Source organism: Streptomyces xanthii (genome assembly GCF_014621695.1).
GTDB lineage: Bacteria > Actinomycetota > Actinomycetes > Streptomycetales > Streptomycetaceae > Streptomyces > Streptomyces xanthii.
The window spans coordinates 5,596,112-5,612,309 of sequence record NZ_CP061281.1; the positions used below are offsets into that span (position 1 = coordinate 5,596,112).

General features: G+C 73.4%; 18 protein-coding genes. 7 read left to right on the forward strand and 11 right to left on the reverse strand.

The annotated features are described in order from the left end of the window. Window positions 1-35: 35 nt before the first annotated feature. From IAG42_RS25220 to IAG42_RS25235, 4 genes are read right to left on the reverse strand one after another with little or no spacing between them, the layout of a single operon-like run. A complete protein-coding gene (locus IAG42_RS25220) occupies window positions 36-629 on the reverse strand; it encodes an MOSC domain-containing protein (RefSeq protein WP_188339240.1) in 594 nt (197 codons plus the stop codon). A 60-nt stretch (window positions 630-689) separates the two neighbouring features. Next, window positions 690-1,220 carry an AAA family ATPase gene (locus IAG42_RS25225; protein ID WP_188339241.1) on the reverse strand — a complete coding sequence of 177 codons (531 nt, stop codon included), beginning with the start codon at window positions 1,218-1,220 and terminating at the stop codon, window positions 690-692. A gap of 11 nt (window positions 1,221-1,231) precedes the next feature. After that, entirely contained in the window at window positions 1,232-1,567 is a 336-nt protein-coding gene (locus IAG42_RS25230) for a MazG-like family protein (protein WP_188339242.1), read from the reverse strand. Between the two features lie 40 nt (window positions 1,568-1,607). Further along, window positions 1,608-2,174 carry a DoxX family protein gene (locus tag IAG42_RS25235; protein ID WP_188339243.1) on the reverse strand — a complete coding sequence of 189 codons (567 nt, stop codon included), beginning with the start codon at window positions 2,172-2,174 and terminating at the stop codon, window positions 1,608-1,610. 128 nt (window positions 2,175-2,302) lie between these two features. Between IAG42_RS25235 and IAG42_RS25240 the strand changes: the two genes are divergently transcribed. Continuing rightward, window positions 2,303-2,626, forward strand: coding sequence for a nuclear transport factor 2 family protein (locus tag IAG42_RS25240; RefSeq protein ID WP_188339244.1), 324 nt, complete (start codon window positions 2,303-2,305; stop codon window positions 2,624-2,626). Window positions 2,627-2,719: 93 nt separating this feature from the next. On the opposite strand, the gene IAG42_RS25245 is transcribed toward IAG42_RS25240, so the two are convergent. Both IAG42_RS25245 and IAG42_RS25250 read right to left on the reverse strand, forming a co-directional pair. After that, window positions 2,720-3,559, reverse strand: a complete 840-nt coding sequence (locus tag IAG42_RS25245; protein WP_188339245.1) for a PhzF family phenazine biosynthesis protein — start codon at window positions 3,557-3,559, stop codon at window positions 2,720-2,722. A gap of 202 nt (window positions 3,560-3,761) precedes the next feature. Further along, complete coding sequence (locus IAG42_RS25250) at window positions 3,762-4,529, reverse strand: SDR family oxidoreductase (RefSeq protein ID WP_188339246.1); 768 nt, start codon at window positions 4,527-4,529, stop codon at window positions 3,762-3,764. Window positions 4,530-4,683: 154 nt separating this feature from the next. On the opposite strand from IAG42_RS25250, the gene IAG42_RS25255 reads away from it, so the two are divergent. After that, the gene (locus tag IAG42_RS25255) at window positions 4,684-6,327 is read left to right on the forward strand and encodes an alkaline phosphatase D family protein (protein ID WP_188339247.1); all 1,644 of its coding nucleotides are present in this window, start codon (window positions 4,684-4,686) and stop codon (window positions 6,325-6,327) included. A 189-nt stretch (window positions 6,328-6,516) separates the two neighbouring features. Here the strand turns inward: IAG42_RS25255 and IAG42_RS25260 are convergent, their stop codons facing one another. Then, on the reverse strand, window positions 6,517-7,515 hold the full coding sequence (locus tag IAG42_RS25260; protein ID WP_188339248.1) for a Gfo/Idh/MocA family protein: 999 nt from the start codon (window positions 7,513-7,515) through the stop codon (window positions 6,517-6,519). Window positions 7,516-7,631: 116 nt separating this feature from the next. Here IAG42_RS25260 and IAG42_RS25265 point away from each other — a divergent pair, with 116 nt between their 5' ends. Genes IAG42_RS25265 through IAG42_RS25275 form a run of 3 tightly spaced genes read left to right on the forward strand, consistent with a single transcriptional unit; the run spans window position 7,632 to window position 11,095 of the window. After that, on the forward strand, window positions 7,632-8,939 hold the full coding sequence (locus tag IAG42_RS25265; protein ID WP_223206152.1) for a multidrug effflux MFS transporter: 1,308 nt from the start codon (window positions 7,632-7,634) through the stop codon (window positions 8,937-8,939). Continuing rightward, on the forward strand, window positions 8,894-10,075 hold the full coding sequence (locus tag IAG42_RS25270; RefSeq protein ID WP_223206153.1) for a serine hydrolase domain-containing protein: 1,182 nt from the start codon (window positions 8,894-8,896) through the stop codon (window positions 10,073-10,075). Before IAG42_RS25265 ends, IAG42_RS25270 begins: the two co-directional genes overlap by 46 nt. Before the next feature lie 9 nt (window positions 10,076-10,084). Further along, the gene (locus tag IAG42_RS25275) at window positions 10,085-11,095 is read left to right on the forward strand and encodes a small ribosomal subunit Rsm22 family protein (RefSeq protein ID WP_188339249.1); all 1,011 of its coding nucleotides are present in this window, start codon (window positions 10,085-10,087) and stop codon (window positions 11,093-11,095) included. Between the two features lie 25 nt (window positions 11,096-11,120). Here the strand turns inward: IAG42_RS25275 and IAG42_RS25280 are convergent, their stop codons facing one another. Then, window positions 11,121-11,306 carry a DUF6243 family protein gene (locus IAG42_RS25280; protein WP_188339250.1) on the reverse strand — a complete coding sequence of 62 codons (186 nt, stop codon included), beginning with the start codon at window positions 11,304-11,306 and terminating at the stop codon, window positions 11,121-11,123. A gap of 153 nt (window positions 11,307-11,459) precedes the next feature. On the opposite strand from IAG42_RS25280, the gene IAG42_RS25285 reads away from it, so the two are divergent. Continuing rightward, entirely contained in the window at window positions 11,460-12,131 is a 672-nt protein-coding gene (locus IAG42_RS25285; protein WP_188339251.1) for a TetR/AcrR family transcriptional regulator, read from the forward strand. Window positions 12,132-12,259: 128 nt separating this feature from the next. After that, window positions 12,260-12,988: a bifunctional DNA primase/polymerase gene (locus tag IAG42_RS25290; RefSeq protein ID WP_188339252.1), complete on the forward strand. Its 729-nt coding sequence runs from the start codon at window positions 12,260-12,262 to the stop codon at window positions 12,986-12,988. 10 nt (window positions 12,989-12,998) lie between these two features. On the opposite strand, the gene IAG42_RS25295 is transcribed toward IAG42_RS25290, so the two are convergent. The 3 genes from IAG42_RS25295 to efeB form a co-directional block, all read right to left on the reverse strand. Continuing rightward, a complete protein-coding gene (locus tag IAG42_RS25295) occupies window positions 12,999-13,979 on the reverse strand; it encodes a hypothetical protein (protein ID WP_188339253.1) in 981 nt (326 codons plus the stop codon). An 82-nt stretch (window positions 13,980-14,061) separates the two neighbouring features. Then, on the reverse strand, window positions 14,062-14,898 hold the full coding sequence (gene efeU, locus IAG42_RS25300) for an iron uptake transporter permease EfeU (RefSeq protein WP_188339254.1): 837 nt from the start codon (window positions 14,896-14,898) through the stop codon (window positions 14,062-14,064). A gap of 4 nt (window positions 14,899-14,902) precedes the next feature. Then, a complete protein-coding gene (efeB, locus tag IAG42_RS25305; protein WP_188339255.1) occupies window positions 14,903-16,192 on the reverse strand; it encodes an iron uptake transporter deferrochelatase/peroxidase subunit in 1,290 nt (429 codons plus the stop codon). Window positions 16,193-16,198: the final 6 nt, after the last annotated feature.

Consider the following 16,198-nt stretch of genomic DNA (forward strand, 5'->3'; position numbering starts at 1 on the left):
CCGACGAGGCCCGTCCCCCTGACGCGTCAGGCGTGTCAGACCTTTTCCAGGGGCCTGTGCGGGCCCTGCGGCAGCTCCACGCGGATCGTGTCGCCGGGGCGTACGACGCCGCCCTCGCGGACCACGCTCATGATCCCCGCCTTGCGGATCACGGCGCCCGTCTCCTCGTCCCGGCCGACACACTGCTTGAGCAGACCGTCCTGGAACGTGTCGATCTGCACACACGGATTGCGCAGCCCCGTGATCTCGATCACCGCACCGCCGTCCCCCAGGTGCAGCAGCGTCCCGGTCGGCAGGGCCAGCAGGTCCAGGCCGCGTGTCGTGACGTTCTCCCCGAGGTCGCCGGGGCGGACCGTGAAGCCCTCGCCCGCGACCTCCGCGAACAGCTCCTCGTGCATCAGGTGCACCTGCCGAAGGTTCGGCTGCGTCGGGTCCTGGCGCACCCGGGAACGGTGCTTGACCGTGACGCCCGCGTGCACGTCACCCTCGACGCCGAGCCCGGCGAGCAGCGTGATGCTGTCCCGGTTCGGCTTGGTGAAGGAGTACGCGCCGTTGCTGCTGACCGCCGTGACGAACCCGGTGGTGTCCCGGGTCCCCGGTGTCCCCTGCGTTTCCCGCGTTTCCTGCATGATCCGCCCCCTGTGCTTCGTGATCCCGGGACACCCTAACCAGGGGCTGCGCACCACCGGTCAGGGGCTGTGCGCAGCCCGCCGTACGTCCTCGGCGATCCAGCCCGCGACCTCGGCCGGCGGTCGTCCCGTCGTCGGCACGACCGCCGCCGCCCGGGACAGCCAGCCGTCGAACGCCTCCGCGTACGGCTCGACGTGGTCCAGGCGCCAGCCCCGGATCTCCTCGGTGTCCCCGAGGATCCGCTCGCGCAGCGTCGCGGAGTCGGCGTGCAGCACGTAGTGGCGTACGGGGATCGCGGCGGCGGCGAAGCCCGCGGCGAGCTCCTTCCAGTACGCCTCGACGAGGACCGTCTGCGGGATCACCAGCGTGCCGCCGACGAAGCCGAGCACGTCACGGGCGGTCGCCACGGTGAGGCTGCGCCACGGCGTCCACTCCTGGAAGTTCCGGTGCGGCACGTCGTCCAGTACGTGGCGCAGCATGAAGCCGACGTACTCCGAGTCGAACACCCGGGCGTCGGGGAGCAGTTCGACCAGTTTTTCGGACGTTGTCGTCTTGCCCGCCCCGAACGTTCCGTTCAACCATACGATCATGCGGCCCGAACCTAGGCCGTGTCCCGGGCCGTGCCCAGGGAGCGTTCGGCGACACCCGCGACATGCGCGGAGAGCCGCGCGCGGGCGTCGGGGGTGACGGTGCTCAGGGCGACCAGGGCCGTCACGACGACGTCGCAGAGCTCCGACTCGACGTCCTGCCAGGTGTGACTGTGGCCCTTGCGCGGGTTCTGGCCGATCGCCCCGATGGCCGCCTCGGAGACCTCGCCGACCTCCTCCGACAGCTTCAGCACGCGCAGCAACAGGGCTTCCCTGGGCGGCTGTTCACTGGCGTCGTCGAGCCAGGCGCGCAGTCGGCCGATGTTCGCCCACAGTTCGTCGTCGGTCATGGGACGAGGGTAGGCGGACGGGGGCGGTGGCAGGACCGGGTCACTCCTCGCCGGTCTCGCCCTCCGCCGGATCGGCCACCCGCTTGTTGCGCGAGCCGACCACCGCGAGGGCCGCCGCCCCGGCCCCGACGAGCGCCGCCGGCACCATCCAGGGCCGGTCGAGGACGCCCGCGAAGGCGCGGTCGAGGGAGTAGCGGCCCGGTCCGGTCACGGCGAGGCCCGCCGCGACGAAGCCGAGGAAGGCGGGGTACTCGTAGCCGCCGCCCATCGCGAAGAACCCGTTCGGCGCGTGGACCGCGGCGGCGCCCGCCATGGTCCCGGCCGCGGCGGCGCCGGCCACCGGAGTCGCGAGGCCCAGGGCGAGCAGTACGCCGCCGCCCGCCTCGCCGAGCCCGGCCGCGAGCGCGCTGGCCTTGGGCGGGCTGTAGCCCATGGACTCCATCGCGGCGGCCGTGCCGGACAGGCCCCCGCCGCCGAACCAGCCGAGCAGTTTCTGCGCGCCGTGCGCGGCGAGGACACCGCCGGTGCCCAGGCGCAGCGCGAGCAGGCCCACGTCGACGCGGTTCGAACGGGGGGCGCAGGACGTACGGAATCGTGTGCAGGTCATGTCTCCACGGTCCGTCGGCAGCGGGCCCCGCACCATGTGTACGGGGCCCGTTCGGGTGGCGGGCCGCATGCGTGGCCGGGTGGACGGGCCGGGTGGCGGGGTGCCGGGGCCGGTGCCAGCCTGGGCCCATGCCCATCCAGACAGCCAAGCTCAGCGACCCCGCGGTCCGCGCCTTCGTCACCGCGCTCAACTCCCACGACCGGGACGCCTTCCGCGCCGCGCTCGCGCCCGGCGCGACCATGGCCGACGACGGCAGTGAGCGCGACCTCGAGGACTGGACGTCCCGCGAGATCTTCGACTCCCACGGCCACATGGAGGTCGAGAAGGAGACCGCGGGCGGCCGCGGTCTCGTCGCCCGGTACCGCAACGACACGTGGGGCGAGATGCGGACCGCGTGGCGCTTCGACGTCGACGGCGGGAAGGTCACGCGGTTCGAGACCGGTCAGGCCTGAACCGCGGGCCGGTCCGCGTACCGTCCGCGCACCGGTCCGCGCACCGGTCCGCGCACCGGTCCGCGCGCCGGTCCGCGCGCCGGTCCGGCGAGGTCAGGGGATCGGGACCGCCGTGCCGCTCACCCGGACGCGCGGGTCGCCCGCCCGCAGCGTCACCGTGAGCTCGCCGGGACGGCCCATGTCCGCGCCCTGGTAGAGGGTCAGCTCGGCCTCGTCCGGCACCAGGCCCAGCTCACGCGCGTACGCGCCGAACGCGGCGGCCGCCGCGCCCGTCGCCGGGTCCTCGACGACCCCGCCCACGGGGAACGGGTCCCGTACGTGGAACGTGAACTCCGCCTCGCGCCAGACCAGTTGCACGGTCGTCAGGTCCAGGCGGTGCATCAGCGCCGCGAGCCGGTCGAAGTCGTAGGAGAGGTCGGCGAGGCGTTCGCGGCCGGCCGCGGCGAGGACCAGGTGGCGGGCGCCGGCGTACGCGATCCGGGGCGGGAGCGCCGGGTCCAGGTCGGTGGCCGGCCAGTCGAGCGCGGCGAGTGCCTCCGTCAGGTCGGCCGGGGTGACGTCCTCCGTGTGCGGGGTGACGCTGGTGAGCGTGGCGCGCAGGGTGCCGCCGTCCTCGTGGACGCTGACGGGGACCTCGCCGGCCCGGGTGTGGAAGAGGTAGTCGCCGGTGCCGTGGCGCTCCGCGAGGGCGACCGCCGTGGCGACCGTCGCGTGGCCGCAGAACGGGACCTCGGCGCGGGGGCTGAAGTAGCGGACGGTGTGGCCCGAACCGGATTCCGCCGGGGTCACGAAGGCGGACTCGCTGTAGTTCAGGTCGGCGGCGATCTTGAGCATGTCGTCGTCGCCGAGGCCGGTGGCGTCGAGGACGACGCCGGCGGGGTTGCCTCCGGCGGGGGTGGTGGCGAAGGCGGTGTAGCGCAGCACGTCTGTCATGCGGCGCATTCTCTCTTGGACCCGCGCCTTGGTTCCGGCGATTTTTGGAGCGGGGCGGAGGCCCCCCGGGGGTTGCGCCGTTGCCGGTTGCGGGATTGTCGCCGGGTGCGCTCCGGTGGGGCTTCTCGCGCAGTTCCCCGCGCCCCTGAGGGGCACACTTCGTGCGCCACCCCAGGGCCGCGATTCAGTGGGGCGGTGCGATTCAGCCGCGGCCCACGTACGGCATGTTCGTGGCCAGGATCGTGGCCGACTGGATGTTCGCGTCGAGGGGGAGTTCGGCCATGTGGCGGACGGTGCGGGCCACGTCCGTGACGTCCATCACGGGCTCCGCGGCCAGCGTCCCGTTCGCCTGCAGGATCCCGCTCTGCATGCGCTCGGTCATGTCCGTCGCCGCGTTGCCGATGTCGATCTGGCCGACGGCGATCCGGTACGGGCGGCCGTCCAGGGAGAGGGACTTGGTGAGGCCGGTCAGCGCGTGCTTCGTCGTCGTGTACGCGACCGAGTGCGGCCGGGGCGCGTGCGCCGAGATGGAGCCGTTGTTGATGATCCGGCCGCCCTGCGGGTCCTGCTCCTTCATCTGACGGAACGCCGCCTGGGCGCACAGGAACGCCCCGTTGAGGTTCGTGTCGACGACATGCCGCCAGGCGTCGTAGTCGAGGTCCTCGACGGGCACGCCGCCGGGGCCGAACGTCCCCGCGTTGTTGAAGAGCAGATCGAGCCGCCCGAAGCGCTCCCGCACGGCCGCGAAGAGCGCGGCCACGGCGCCGGGGTCCGACACGTCGGTGCGGACCGCGAGGGACTCGGTGCCGGGCGCGAGCCCCGCCGTCTCCTCCAGGGTCTCCACGCGCCGGCCCGCGAGGGCCACCCGCCAGCCGTTCCGCAGCAGTTCCAGGGCCACGGCCCGGCCGATGCCGGACCCGGCTCCGGTGACGACGGCGGTGCGCGGCGCGGTGAGGTGCGAATCGTTCATGGGGCCGCAGCGTACGGGTCGTACCGCCACGTGGACATCACCCATCCGACATGTGGCTGTCGTGTCCGCGACAGTGCGGCGTCGTCCCGGCTTCGTCCCGGGCCACTCCAATCTCCCTTGACGCCGGCGCCGGCCGGCCGCCAGGGGAGGGCACATGTCGCACGAAGGCTCGTACGTACCGCAGCACACATCCGAACTCCGCGCCGCTGCCCGCCACTTGGGCCGACGCCGCTTCCTCACCGTCACCGGCGCCGCCGCCGCGCTCGCCTTCGCCGTGAACCTGCCGGCCGCCGGCGCCGCGGCCGCCGCCGAGCTCGACGCCCGCAGAATCACCGACGACCCGTTCACCCTCGGCGTGGCGTCCGGCGATCCGCTCCCGGACTCCGTGCTTCTGTGGACCCGGCTCGCCCCCGCCCCGTACGAACCCGGCGGCGGGCTGCCCGCCGAGCGCGTCGAGGTCCGCTGGGAGCTGGCCCACGACGAGCGGTTCCGCCAGGTCGTGCGGCGCGGCACCGCCACCGCGCACCCCGAGTTCGACCACGCCGTGCACGTCGAGGTCGAACACCTCGCGCCCGGCCGCGTCTACTACTACCGCTTCCGCGCCGGCGACTGGACCAGCGAGACCGGCCGCACCCGCACCGCCCCCGCCGCGGCGGGCCGGGCAGCCGCGCTGACCCTCGCCGCCGTCTCCTGCCAGGCGTACCACGACGGCTACTTCACCGCGTACCGCCACCTCGCCCAGGACGACGTCGACGTCGTCTTCCACCTCGGCGACTACCTCTACGAGTACGCCGTGAACTCCGCGGGCGGCGCCCGCAAGTACACCGACCGCGTCCTGCCCGCCGTCTTCAACCGCGAGACGATGACGCTGGAGGACTACCGCCTGCGGTACGCCCTCTACAAGTCCGACCCCGATCTGCGCGCCGCGCACGCCGCGCACCCCTTCGTCGTCACCTGGGACGACCACGAGACCGAGAACAACTACGCCGGCGACACCCCCGAGAACGACGTGCCGCCCGAGGAGTTCCTGCTGCGCCGCGCCTCCGCGTACCGCGCCTACTGGGAGAACCAGCCGCTGCGCCGCCCCCAGCGCCCCGACGGCCCCGACATGCGGCTCTACCGGCGCCTGCACTGGGGCCGGCTCGCCCAGTTCGACATCCTCGACACCCGCCAGTACCGCACGAACCAGGCCAACGGCGACGGCTGGAAGTCCCCGACCCCCGAGTCCGAGGCCGCCTCCCAGACGCTGCCCGGCCTCACGCAGGAGCGCTGGCTCACCGACGGCTGGCGCCGCTCCCGCGCCCTGTGGAACGTTGTCCCCCAGCAGGTCACCTTCGCCCGCCGCAACAACCCCGCCGCCGGCAACACCACGCTCTCCATGGACTCCTGGGACGGATACCCCGCCTCGCGCGAGCGGGTCCTCGCCGGGGCGGAGGCGGCCCGCGTCGAGAACCTCATGGTGCTCACCGGTGACGTGCATGTCTCGTACGCGATGGACATTCACCGGGACGCGGGCGATCCCGGGTCGCGGACCGTTGGCACGGAGATCGTGACGACCTCGATCACGAGCGGGAAGGACGGTTCCGCTCGTCCTGCCAACTGGGCGGCCTACCTTGAGCGGAACCCGCACATGAAGCACTACGGGGGGCAGCGGGGTTACGCGACGGTCGCCCTGGGGGAGCGGGAGGCTCGGGCCGACTTCAAGGTGGTCCCGGCGGTGACCGTGCCGGGGGCGCCGGTCTCGACGGCGGCGTCCTTCGTGGTGCCGGTCGGTAGCCCTGGCCTGCACCCGGCGTAGGCGTCGCGTCTGCCGGGTCGCGGTCCGTCGCCGACCGCGGGCCGGTGGGGCTTCTCGCGCAGTTCCCCGCGCCCCTGAAATGCAGACCCTTCGGGTCGCATTTCCCCGATGCGCGGGGCTGTGTCTACCAGCGGCTCCGCCGCGGGGCGCGATCAGCCCCCACCGGCCCGCACCCGGCGACGAGACCGATCACGCCTCCCCCGGATACCGCACCCCGATCGCCGAGCGCACAGCGTCCAGCGTGCGCATCACTCCCAGAGAGCCGTCCAGAGGTACCAGCGGCGATTCGACCGAGCCACTCCTGAGGCACCGCATGACCTCCATCGCCTCGTGCCGCATCGAGTCCCGCGGCCCGTCCTCCGCCGCCGCCACGAACTCCTCGGGCTCCCGTCCGTCCCGGTGCAGCACGAAGCGGTCCGGGTAGAAGAAGCCGCCCGGTACGTCGATCCGGCCCGCGGAGCCCGTCACCGAAGCCGTCACCCCCGTACCGGAGTTGACCGCACAGTGCAGCAGCGCCTGCGCCCCGCCGGACCAGGACAGCAGCATCCCGGTCTGCAGGTCGACGCCCTCGGGGGAGAGCTGGGCCCGCGCGGTCACCGATTCCGGCTCGCCGAGCAGCAGATGCGCGAACGACACCGGGTACACGCCGAGATCGAGGGTCGCGCCCCCGCCCTGCGCCGGGTCCCGCAGCCGGTGCGAGGGAGGGAAGGGGCCCGCGAGCCCGAAGTCGGCCTGGACCGTGCGGACCTCACCGATCACCCCGTCGTCCACGAGCGCCTTCAGGCGGCGGATCAGCGGATGGCAGTACATCCACATGGCCTCCATCAGGAACAGCCCGCGCGCACGGGCGAGAGCGACGAGCTCCTCGGCCTCCCGCGCGTTCAGGGTGAACGCCTTCTCACAGAGCACCGCGCGCCCCGCCTCCAGGCACAGCCTCGCCGCCTCGCGATGCGCGGAGTGCGGCGTGGCCACGTACACCACGTCGACGTCCTCGTCCGCGGCGAGCGAGGCCCAGTCGCCGTACGCCCGGCCGATCCCGAACCGTTCGGCGAAGGTCTTCGCGCCGGCCTCGGAGCGCGAGGCGACCGCCACGACCTCCGCGTCCGGCAGATCAAGCAGCTCCGCCGTGAACTGCTGCGCTATGCCGCCCGTCGCGAGGATCCCCCAGCGCACGCGTTCCCCAGCCATCCCAGCCCCACCCCGGTTCCCGGTCCCGACCACTCCGCCGAGCTGAGAGCATAGGTAATCGCACGCACGACCGGGAGAGTCGGCGGACACCAGGACGGGAACGGGGGAGCTTCGGGATGGCGGAGAGCGGGAGCACCGGGACGGCAGGGAGCACCGGGACAGCACCACCGCCACCCCGGACCGGACCGCCCGGCGCGGCGGCCCGCACCGGCCTCCTCGTCACCCTCGTGCTCGGCGGACTCACCGCCGTGCCGCCGCTGTCGATGGACATGTACCTCCCGGCCCTGCCCGAGGTCACCGGCGCCCTGCACACCTCCGCCGCCACCGCCCAGCTCACCCTGACCGCCTGCCTCACCGGCATGGCGCTCGGCCAGCTCGTCGTCGGCCCGATGAGCGACCGGTGGGGCCGCCGCGGACCGCTCCTGACCGGCCTCCTCGTCTACGTCGCCGCGACCGCGATCTGCGCCCTCGCGCCGAACGCCGCCCTGCTCATCGCCTTCCGGCTGCTCCAGGGACTCGCGGGCGCCGCCGGCATCGTCATCGCCCGCGCCGTCGTCCGCGACCTCTACGACGGCGTCGCGATGGCCCGCTTCTTCTCCACTCTCATGCTGATCTCCGGCGTCGCCCCGATCGTCGCCCCGCTCATCGGCGGCCAGGTGCTGCGCGTCACCGACTGGCGCGGCGTCTTCGTCGTCCTCACCGCGATCGGCCTCGCGCTCACCGCACTCGTGTGGAAGTGCCTGCCCGAGACGCTGGCGCCCGAGCGGCGGCACGGCGGGGGAGTGGGCGAGGCGCTGCGCACCATGCGCGGGCTGCTCGCCGACCGCGTCTTCGCCGGGTACATGATCGCGGGCGGTTTCGCGTTCGCCGCGCTGTTCGCCTACATCAGCGCCTCCCCGTTCGTCATCCAGGAGATCTACGGCGCCTCGCCGCAGACCTTCAGCCTGCTCTTCGGGCTGAACTCGGTCGGTCTGATCGCCGTCGGCCAGCTCAACGGCAAGCTGCTCGTCGGCCGCGTCGACCTCGACAAGGTCCTCGGCACCGGGATCGGCCTCATCGTCCTCGCCGCCGGATTCCTGCTCCTCGTCGCCACCGGAGTGTTCGGCAGCCCCGAGCGGCTCGGCCTCGTACCGGTATCGGCGGGCCTGTTCGCGCTCATGGCCTCGATGGCCCTGACCACCCCGAACACCAACGCGCTCGCCCTCATGCGCACCCCGCACGCCGCCGGTTCCGCCTCCGCGCTGCTCGGCACCTCCTCCTTCCTCATAGGGGCCGTCGCCTCGCCGCTCGTCGGCATCGCGGGCGAGCACACCGCCGTCCCCATGGCCGTCGTCCAGCTCGGCTGCGGACTCGCCGCCGCCCTCGCCTTCGTCACGCTGTGCCGCCCCTGGCAGCAGCGCGCCGAGGAGGTGCGGGAAAGCTGAGCACGCCAAGACTGCGCCCTGGCACCCCCGAGCGGGCCGGGCTCGACGCCGCGCACCTCGCCGACCTCGTACGCGACGTGCGTCTGCTGCCCGAGGGGGAGCACCCCTGGTGCGCGGGCGCCGTCCTGCTCGCCGGACGCGGCCCGGTGATCGCCGCCGAGGCCGTCTGCGGCTGGGCGGTGCGCTACTCCGCCTACGACGAGCGCACCGACCGGGGCGTGGAACTGCCGCCCGCCGCCCGGGTCCCCATGGCCCCCGACACCCCCTTCGACCTGGCCTCCCTCACCAAACTCTTCACCTCGATCGCCGCCGTGCAGCAGATCGAGCGCGGCACCCTCGGCATCGACGCCCGGGTCGGCGCCTACGTCCCCGAGTTCACGGCCGCCGCCGAGCACGGCATCACCGTCCGCCAGCTCCTCACCCACACCTCAGGCCTGCGCCCCGAACTCCCGCTGTACGACGCCCCGGACCAGGCCGCCCGGATCGCCGCCCTGCGCGCGGAGCGGCCCTCGTCGGAGCCCGGCGAACACCGCTACTCCGACCTGAACATGCTGCTGCTCCAGCACGTCCTGGAGCGCCTCACCGGCCGCCCGCTCGACGTCCTGATCCGCGACGGCATCACCCGGCCCCTCGGCATGACCGCCACCTCCTTCGGGCCCCGGCCGGGCGCCGCCGCCACCGAGGACCAGGGCCGACCCTGGGCCAAGGCCGAGCGCGGCATGCTGCGCGGCGAGGTGCACGACGAGAACGCCTGGGCGCTCGGCGGCGTCGCCGGGCACGCGGGTCTCTTCTCCACCGCGCCCGATCTGGCGATCCTGTGCCGGACCCTGCTCGGCGGCGGCTCCTACGGCACCGCGCGCATCCTCGGCCCCGACTTCGTCGACCTCATGCTGGCCGCCCCCGGGCTCGGCTTCGCCGTCGACCAGCCCTGGTTCATGGGCGAGCTCGCGGGGCACGGAGCGGCCGGCCACACCGGCTTCACCGGCACGTCCCTGGTCGTCGACCCCGCCACGGACACGTTCCTCGTGCTGCTCGCCAACACCGTCCACCCGCGCCGCCGTCCCGCCGACAGCGCGCCCCGCGCCGCCGCGGCCACCCGTCTCGCCCGCGCGGTGATCCCGCTCGGCGCCCCTTAAAATTCCTGGGTGAACGCCCCGATCCAGTCCTCCGCCGACACCCTCCGCTCGGCCCTCGCCGGTCTCCTCGACGGACTGCCGCCCAGCCAGGCGGCCCGCGCCGTCGACCGGCTCATCGCCAGCTACCGGGGCACCACCCCGACCGACGCGCCGATCCTGCGGGACCGGGCGGACGTCGCGGCGTACGCGGCGTACCGGATGCCGGCCACGTTCGAGGCGGTGCGCTCGGCGCTGGGCGCGCTGCTCGACGCCGCCCCGGCCGACTGGCTGCCCGGCTCCCACCTCGACATCGGGGGCGGGACCGGCGCGGCGGTCTGGGCCGCGCGCGACGTCCTGCCCGGCACCCGCCCCACGACGGTCCTCGACTGGTCCGAGCCCGCGCTCGCCCTCGGCCGCGAACTCGCGTCCCGCGACGCCGGCCTGGAGTCCTCGGTCACCTGGAAGCGCGGCCGCATCGGCACCGGCGATCCGCTGCCCGGCGCCGATCTCGTCACCGTCTCCTACGTGCTCAAGGAGCTGACGGAGGCGGACCGCGCGGTGGTCGTCGACGCGGCGGCCGGCGCGTCCGACGCCTCGGGCGGGGCCGTGGTCGTCATCGAGCCCGGCACCCCGGACGGCTACCTGCGCGTCATCGAGGCCCGCGACCGGCTGATCGCCGCCGGTTTCCAGGTCGCCGCGCCGTGCCCGCACAGCGCGGCCTGCCCGATCGTGGCCGGCACGGACTGGTGCCACTTCTCGGCGCGGGTCGCCCGGTCCTCCCTGCACCGACGGGTCAAGGGAGGCTCGCTGGCGTACGAGGACGAGAAGTTCGCGTACGTGGCGGCCGTGCGCTTCGACCCGGAGCGGGGCGCGTCCCGCATCGTGCGCAAGCCCCAGATCCGCAAGGGCCAGGTCCTCCTCGACCTCTGCGAGCCGGTCCCCGGCCTGAACCGCGTCACGGTGACGAAGAAGCACGGGTCGCTCTACCGGGCGGCCCGGGACGCGGAGTGGGGCGACCCCTGGCCCCCGGCCTCGGCCTGAGCGCGGCGTCACCCGGCGACGATCGTCAGGGTGCCTCGGACTCGCCCCGCTGATCCCGCAACCTGCGGAGCAGCTCCCGTTTCTGCGTGACCGGGTCGGCGGCCCCGCCGCCCACCCGGCCCCCGCGCCCGCCGCCGCGCAGCGCCTTGCGGGAGAGGTTGCTGCGGGTGCCGCCGACGCCCAGCATGCCGCCTGATCCACCTCGGGTCATGGTGTCTCCTCCACGAATCGACCAACTAGGCGAGACGTATCGTCTCGCTCTCGGAACATGCTCCACTCTGAGCGAGACGCACCGTCTTGTCAAGGCTTTTCGAGAGGCAATGAGACGGCACGTCTCGCCTCGCTTCGCTGCTACATTCGATCCATGTCTGCCACACCAGCCAGCACACCCGCCAAGAAGACGGCCCCCGACGCGGCCCGCCGCAGCGAACGCTCCCGCCGCGCCATCTACGACGCCGCCCTCGGCCTCGTCGGCGAGATCGGCTACCCCCGCACCACCATCGAGGGCATCGCCGCCCGCGCCGGCGTCGGCAAGCAGACGATCTACCGCTGGTGGGGATCGAAGGCCGAGGTCCTGATGGAGGCCTTCATCGACCTCAACGAGCAGAACGCGCGCGCCGCCGCCGCGAACCACCCCGGCGTCCCCGTCGGCGCGTCGGGCCTGCCCGACACCGGCGACCTCGCCGCCGACCTCAAGCTCGTCCTGCGCGCCACCGTCGACGAACTCCAGGACCCCCGCTTCGAGGCCCCCGCCCGCGCCCTGGCCGCCGAGGGCCTCGCCGACCGGGAGTTCGCCGAGGGCTTCGTCCGCCGCCTCCTCATGCCCGGCCTCGACCTCTACACCGCCCGGCTGCGCTCCGCCCAGGAGGCCGGCCAGCTGCGCGCCGACATCGACCCCGAGACCGCCCGCGACCTGTTCGTCTCGCCGATCGCCCAGCGCTGGCTCCAGGGCACCGGACCGCTCGACCACGCGTACACGGACCGTCTCGTCGAGTACGCCCTCTACGGGATCGCGGCCCGTCCCGCCACCCCCTGAACGCCTGTCCGTACGGGCCCTGGGTACCCCGGATGGGAAGTGTGGCCACCCGGGGCGCAGGATGGTGGGACCATGTTGGTCCGGGATTCATCCGGTCACTCGGCACGACGGCGATGGTGAGGGGATAGATGGGCGCGGCGCACGACGGCAGCGGACACGGCGGCCTGGGCCGGTTCACCCGGTGGCTGAAGGCCTCCCGGGCGCCCAGACAGGCCCCCGTCGACCCGGACCGTGAGGCGCTGCTGCTGGCCGCCGCCGCGGCCGGACTCCCGCTGGCCCCGGCCGCGCACCCCGCCGACTACCGCTGTTCGTGCAACCGCATCGGCTGTCCGACGCCGGGCCGGCACCCCATCTCGTTCGCCTGGCAGACCCAGTCCACGACGGACCGCGGCCAGATCGAGCGCTGGGCCCGGCACCAGCCGCAGGCCAACTTCGTCACCGCGACCGGCATGGTCCACGACGTCCTGGACGTCCCGCTGGCCGCCGGTCAGGAGGCGCTGGAGCGGCTGCTCTCCACCGGCGTCGACGTCGGGCCCGTCGCCGAGTCCGGCGGCGACCGCATGCTGTTCTTCACGGCGACCCGCGGCACCCCGGCCGACGAGGACGAGTGGTGGCCCTGCGAGCTCGACTGTCACCCCGAGACGATGGACGAGCACCCCGGCCTGCGCTGGCACTGCCGCGGCTCCTACACCCTGGTCCCGCCGGCCCGCCTGCCCGGCGACCGCGCGGTGACCTGGCTGCGCGGCCCGGAGCACCCGCTGCCGGACCCGCTCACTCTCCTCGAAGCGCTCACCGACGCGTGCGCCCGCCACACGGGCGCCGACGAGCCGGACTACACCGGCGCCTGGCCCTCGTAGGCCGCGGGTCTCAGGAACCCTCGGCCGTGGTGATGCCCTGGACCCGGCCGAGGACCTGGACCGGCCCGGAGGAGCCCGCCGGGGCGAGCGCCGCCTGGTTCGACACGTAGCCGTACGTCGCGGACTGCTTCGGCTCGCCCGTCATCAGCGCCTTCACGCTGGGGTTGATCGCCGGCAGGTCGCTGCCCTGGGACGCGGTCTGCTTCTCGTAGCGCCGCGTCGTGAAGAAGACGAGCGCCCCGCCGTCCTTGGTGCGCAGCGCGACCGGGGCGTTGTCGCCCGAGGTGAGCGGCTCGTCGATGAACTGCGTCGCGAGACCGGGCCGCGACTCGTTCTTCTCGCGGGCCTCGCGCGTCACTGAGGTGTACGGGCCCGGCGCGAACCCGGAGCCGCCGTCCTTCAGATACGCCGCGTACCGCGCGGGCAGCTTCTGAGGGGGCACCGCGAGACCGGACGCGTCCGCGTCCACGGCCTCGCCCCAGCCGTCCGCGTCCACGTCGAACGCGGGAACCTGGCTCTCCCGGAGCACCGTCAGGTACGACACCGCCCACGGCCGGTTCTCCGCGTCACGGGTGAAGACGAGGAGCCAGCGGGTGCCCGTACCGCGGCTGCTGTCCGTGTCCGCGACGAACCAGCGGGGCCAGCCCGCCTTCTTCGGCACGGTGAACTTCGCGTCGGTCAGCTTCAGCGGGGAGTGCTTCGGATTGCCCTCGGGCTGCAGCGCGTGGCCCGCCTTCAGCTTGGCCGCGTCGATCGCCGCGAGCGGCCCGGTCACGTACTTCTCGTCGGCCGACCGGTCGTACGTCCGGTCCGCCTTGTTGTACGCGGTCACGAAGGTGTCCAGAGCCCGCGCGGCCTCCGCCTTCGTCGTCGTCGGGACGACCTCGAGCTCCCCGTGCACGGTCACGCACCCGCTCGCCGTGAGGGACAGCAGGGCCGCCGCCACGACCGCCGCGGCCGGGCGCCCGCGCCTGTTCCTGACCTCGCTCATGACCTTGACCTCACCTACCCCTTCCCGGGGCCGAACCCTACCGGGAAGAGGCAGGCCGTAGTTCCGCCGGGGCCCTCGGGCCTCAGGCCTCGACCCGCTGCCGCGTACGGCGCGAGAACAGGCCGGGCGGGGCGAAGAACAGCGCCAGCGTCGGCACCAAGTAGGCGCACCACACGGCGACTTGGAGCACCGTCGGGTCGGGCTGGAAGTTGAAGACGCCCTTGAGGAGCGTGCCCAGCCAGCCGTCGGGCGCGATCGTCGAACTGATGTCGAAGGCCAGGTTGTTCAGACCGCCGATGAAGTCCGCCTCCTGCAGGTCGTGCACGCCGTACGCGAGCACGCCCGCCGCCACGACGACCAGCATGCCGCCGGTCCACGTGAAGAACTTCGCCAGGTTGATCCTCAGCGCGCCCCGGTAGAACAGCCAGCCGAGGAACACCGCCGTGGCGAGACCGAGCAGCGCGCCGATCACCGGCTCCGACGTGCCGTTGCTGGTGGCGTGCACCGCCGTCCACACGAACAGCGACGTCTCCAGGCCCTCCCGGCCCACCGCGAGGAACGCCGTGACGACCAGCGCCACCGTGCCCATCTGCAGCGCGGCGTCCAGCTTGCCGTGCAGCTCCGACTTCAGGTGCCGGGCGGTGCGCCGCATCCAGAACACCATCCACGTCACCAGGCCCACGGCGACGATCGACAGCGAACCGCCGAGCGCCTCCTGCGCCTTGAACGTCATCTCCTGCGAGCCGAACTCCAGCGCCGCGCCGAAACCGAAGGCCACGAGCACGGCCACGCCGACGCCGAGCCACACCGGCTTCAGGGCGTCCTTGCGGTCCGTCTTCACCAGGTAGGCGATGAGGATGCAGACGATCAGGCTCGCCTCGAGGCCCTCGCGCAGGCCGATCAGATAGTTCGCGAACATGCCCTCACGCCTCCGTGCGCTCGAAGAGGCCGCGGCCCCACCAGTCGTTCTTGTCCCGCACGCCCGGCGGCACGGCGAACACGGCCGAACCCACATGCTGGATGTACTCGTTCAGCGCGTCCGCCGCCAGGCTCCGCTGCACCGGGATGAACCCCTTGCGTACGTCCTTCTGGTACGCGAGGAAGAACAGGCCCGCGTCGAGCCGGCCGAGCCCGTCGGTGCCGTCGGTGAACGAGTAGCCGCGCCGCAGGATCGTCGCCCCGTGATTGGCGTCCGGGTGCGCGAGCCGCACGTGCGCGTCCGGCTTCATCGCCTTCAGGAACGGCTGGTCGTGCTCCTTCGCCTTGCCGACGGGCGCGCCCTCGCGCTTGTCGCGGCCGAACACGTCCTCCTGCTCCTGCAGCGAGGTGCGGTCCCAGGTCTCGACGTTCATCCGGATGCGGCGGGCCACGAGGTACGAGCCGCCGTTCATCCACGTCGAGTCGCCGACCCACACGTGCTCGGCGAGGCGGTCCTTCTCGGTGCCCGCGATGTTGCGGGTGCCGTCCTTGAATCCGAACAGGTTGCGCGGGGTCTGCGCGTCCGGCGTCGTCGAGGACGTCTTGCCGAAGCCGAGCTGCGACCAGCGGATGGCGACCTTGCCGAAGCCGATCCGGGCCAGGTTGCGGATGGCGTGCACCGCGACCTGCGGGTCGTCGGCGCAGGCCTGCACGCACAGGTCGCCGCCGCTGCGCGCCTTGTCGAGGTTGTCGCCGGGGAACTTCGGCAGCTCGACGAGCGCCTCGGGCCGCTTGTCCGCGACCCCGAACGCCTTGCCGTGCTTGTCGAAGAACGAGGGGCCGAAACCGATCGTCAGGGTCAGCCGGGACGGCTTGAGGCCGAGCGCCTCGCCCGTGTCGTCCGGCGGCGCCTCCGGCAGCCCGCCGTACGCGCCGTCACCGACCGTGCGGCCCTCGCACATCAGCGCGGCGGCCTCGGTCCAGTCCTTGAGCAGCTGCACGAACGCCTCGCGGTCGTCCGTCTTCACGTCGAACGCCGCGAAGTGCAGCCGGTCCTGGACCGGGGTCGCGATGCCCGCCTGGTGCGCGCCGTGGAACGGCACGGCGCCGCCCGTCTCGGCGGCCGGCTGCATGTCGTCGTCGGCCCCGGAACGGGTGAGCGCGACGGCCCCGCCCGCCGCGGCGGCGCCGAGCGCGAGCCCGGCCCCTCCGGCGGCGAGCAGGGAACGCCGGGACGGGGCGGGGGGCGTCGCCGTCCCCGTGTCCTTGACCTGGTCCGTGTCGGTGTCGGCCATGGGCTG

What these genes read in the sequence shown, in the direction of transcription:
- IAG42_RS25220 (WP_188339240.1), bottom strand. Translation starts at nt 629, where the DNA reads ATGCAGGAAACGCGGGAAACGCAGGGGACACCGGGGACCCGGGACACC.
- IAG42_RS25225 (WP_188339241.1), bottom strand. Translation starts at nt 1,220, where the DNA reads ATGATCGTATGGTTGAACGGAACGTTCGGGGCGGGCAAGACGACAACG.
- IAG42_RS25230 (WP_188339242.1), bottom strand. Translation starts at nt 1,567, where the DNA reads ATGACCGACGACGAACTGTGGGCGAACATCGGCCGACTGCGCGCCTGG.
- IAG42_RS25235 (WP_188339243.1), bottom strand. Translation starts at nt 2,174, where the DNA reads ATGACCTGCACACGATTCCGTACGTCCTGCGCCCCCCGTTCGAACCGC.
- IAG42_RS25240 (WP_188339244.1), top strand. Translation starts at nt 2,303, where the DNA reads ATGCCCATCCAGACAGCCAAGCTCAGCGACCCCGCGGTCCGCGCCTTC.
- IAG42_RS25245 (WP_188339245.1), bottom strand. Translation starts at nt 3,559, where the DNA reads ATGACAGACGTGCTGCGCTACACCGCCTTCGCCACCACCCCCGCCGGA.
- IAG42_RS25250 (WP_188339246.1), bottom strand. Translation starts at nt 4,529, where the DNA reads ATGAACGATTCGCACCTCACCGCGCCGCGCACCGCCGTCGTCACCGGA.
- IAG42_RS25255 (WP_188339247.1), top strand. Translation starts at nt 4,684, where the DNA reads ATGTCGCACGAAGGCTCGTACGTACCGCAGCACACATCCGAACTCCGC.
- IAG42_RS25260 (WP_188339248.1), bottom strand. Translation starts at nt 7,515, where the DNA reads ATGGCTGGGGAACGCGTGCGCTGGGGGATCCTCGCGACGGGCGGCATA.
- IAG42_RS25265 (WP_223206152.1), top strand. Translation starts at nt 7,632, where the DNA reads ATGGCGGAGAGCGGGAGCACCGGGACGGCAGGGAGCACCGGGACAGCA.
- IAG42_RS25280 (WP_188339250.1), bottom strand. Translation starts at nt 11,306, where the DNA reads ATGACCCGAGGTGGATCAGGCGGCATGCTGGGCGTCGGCGGCACCCGC.
- IAG42_RS25285 (WP_188339251.1), top strand. Translation starts at nt 11,460, where the DNA reads ATGTCTGCCACACCAGCCAGCACACCCGCCAAGAAGACGGCCCCCGAC.
- IAG42_RS25290 (WP_188339252.1), top strand. Translation starts at nt 12,260, where the DNA reads ATGGGCGCGGCGCACGACGGCAGCGGACACGGCGGCCTGGGCCGGTTC.
- IAG42_RS25295 (WP_188339253.1), bottom strand. Translation starts at nt 13,979, where the DNA reads ATGAGCGAGGTCAGGAACAGGCGCGGGCGCCCGGCCGCGGCGGTCGTG.
- efeU (WP_188339254.1), bottom strand. Translation starts at nt 14,898, where the DNA reads ATGTTCGCGAACTATCTGATCGGCCTGCGCGAGGGCCTCGAGGCGAGC.
- efeB (WP_188339255.1), bottom strand. Translation starts at nt 16,192, where the DNA reads ATGGCCGACACCGACACGGACCAGGTCAAGGACACGGGGACGGCGACG.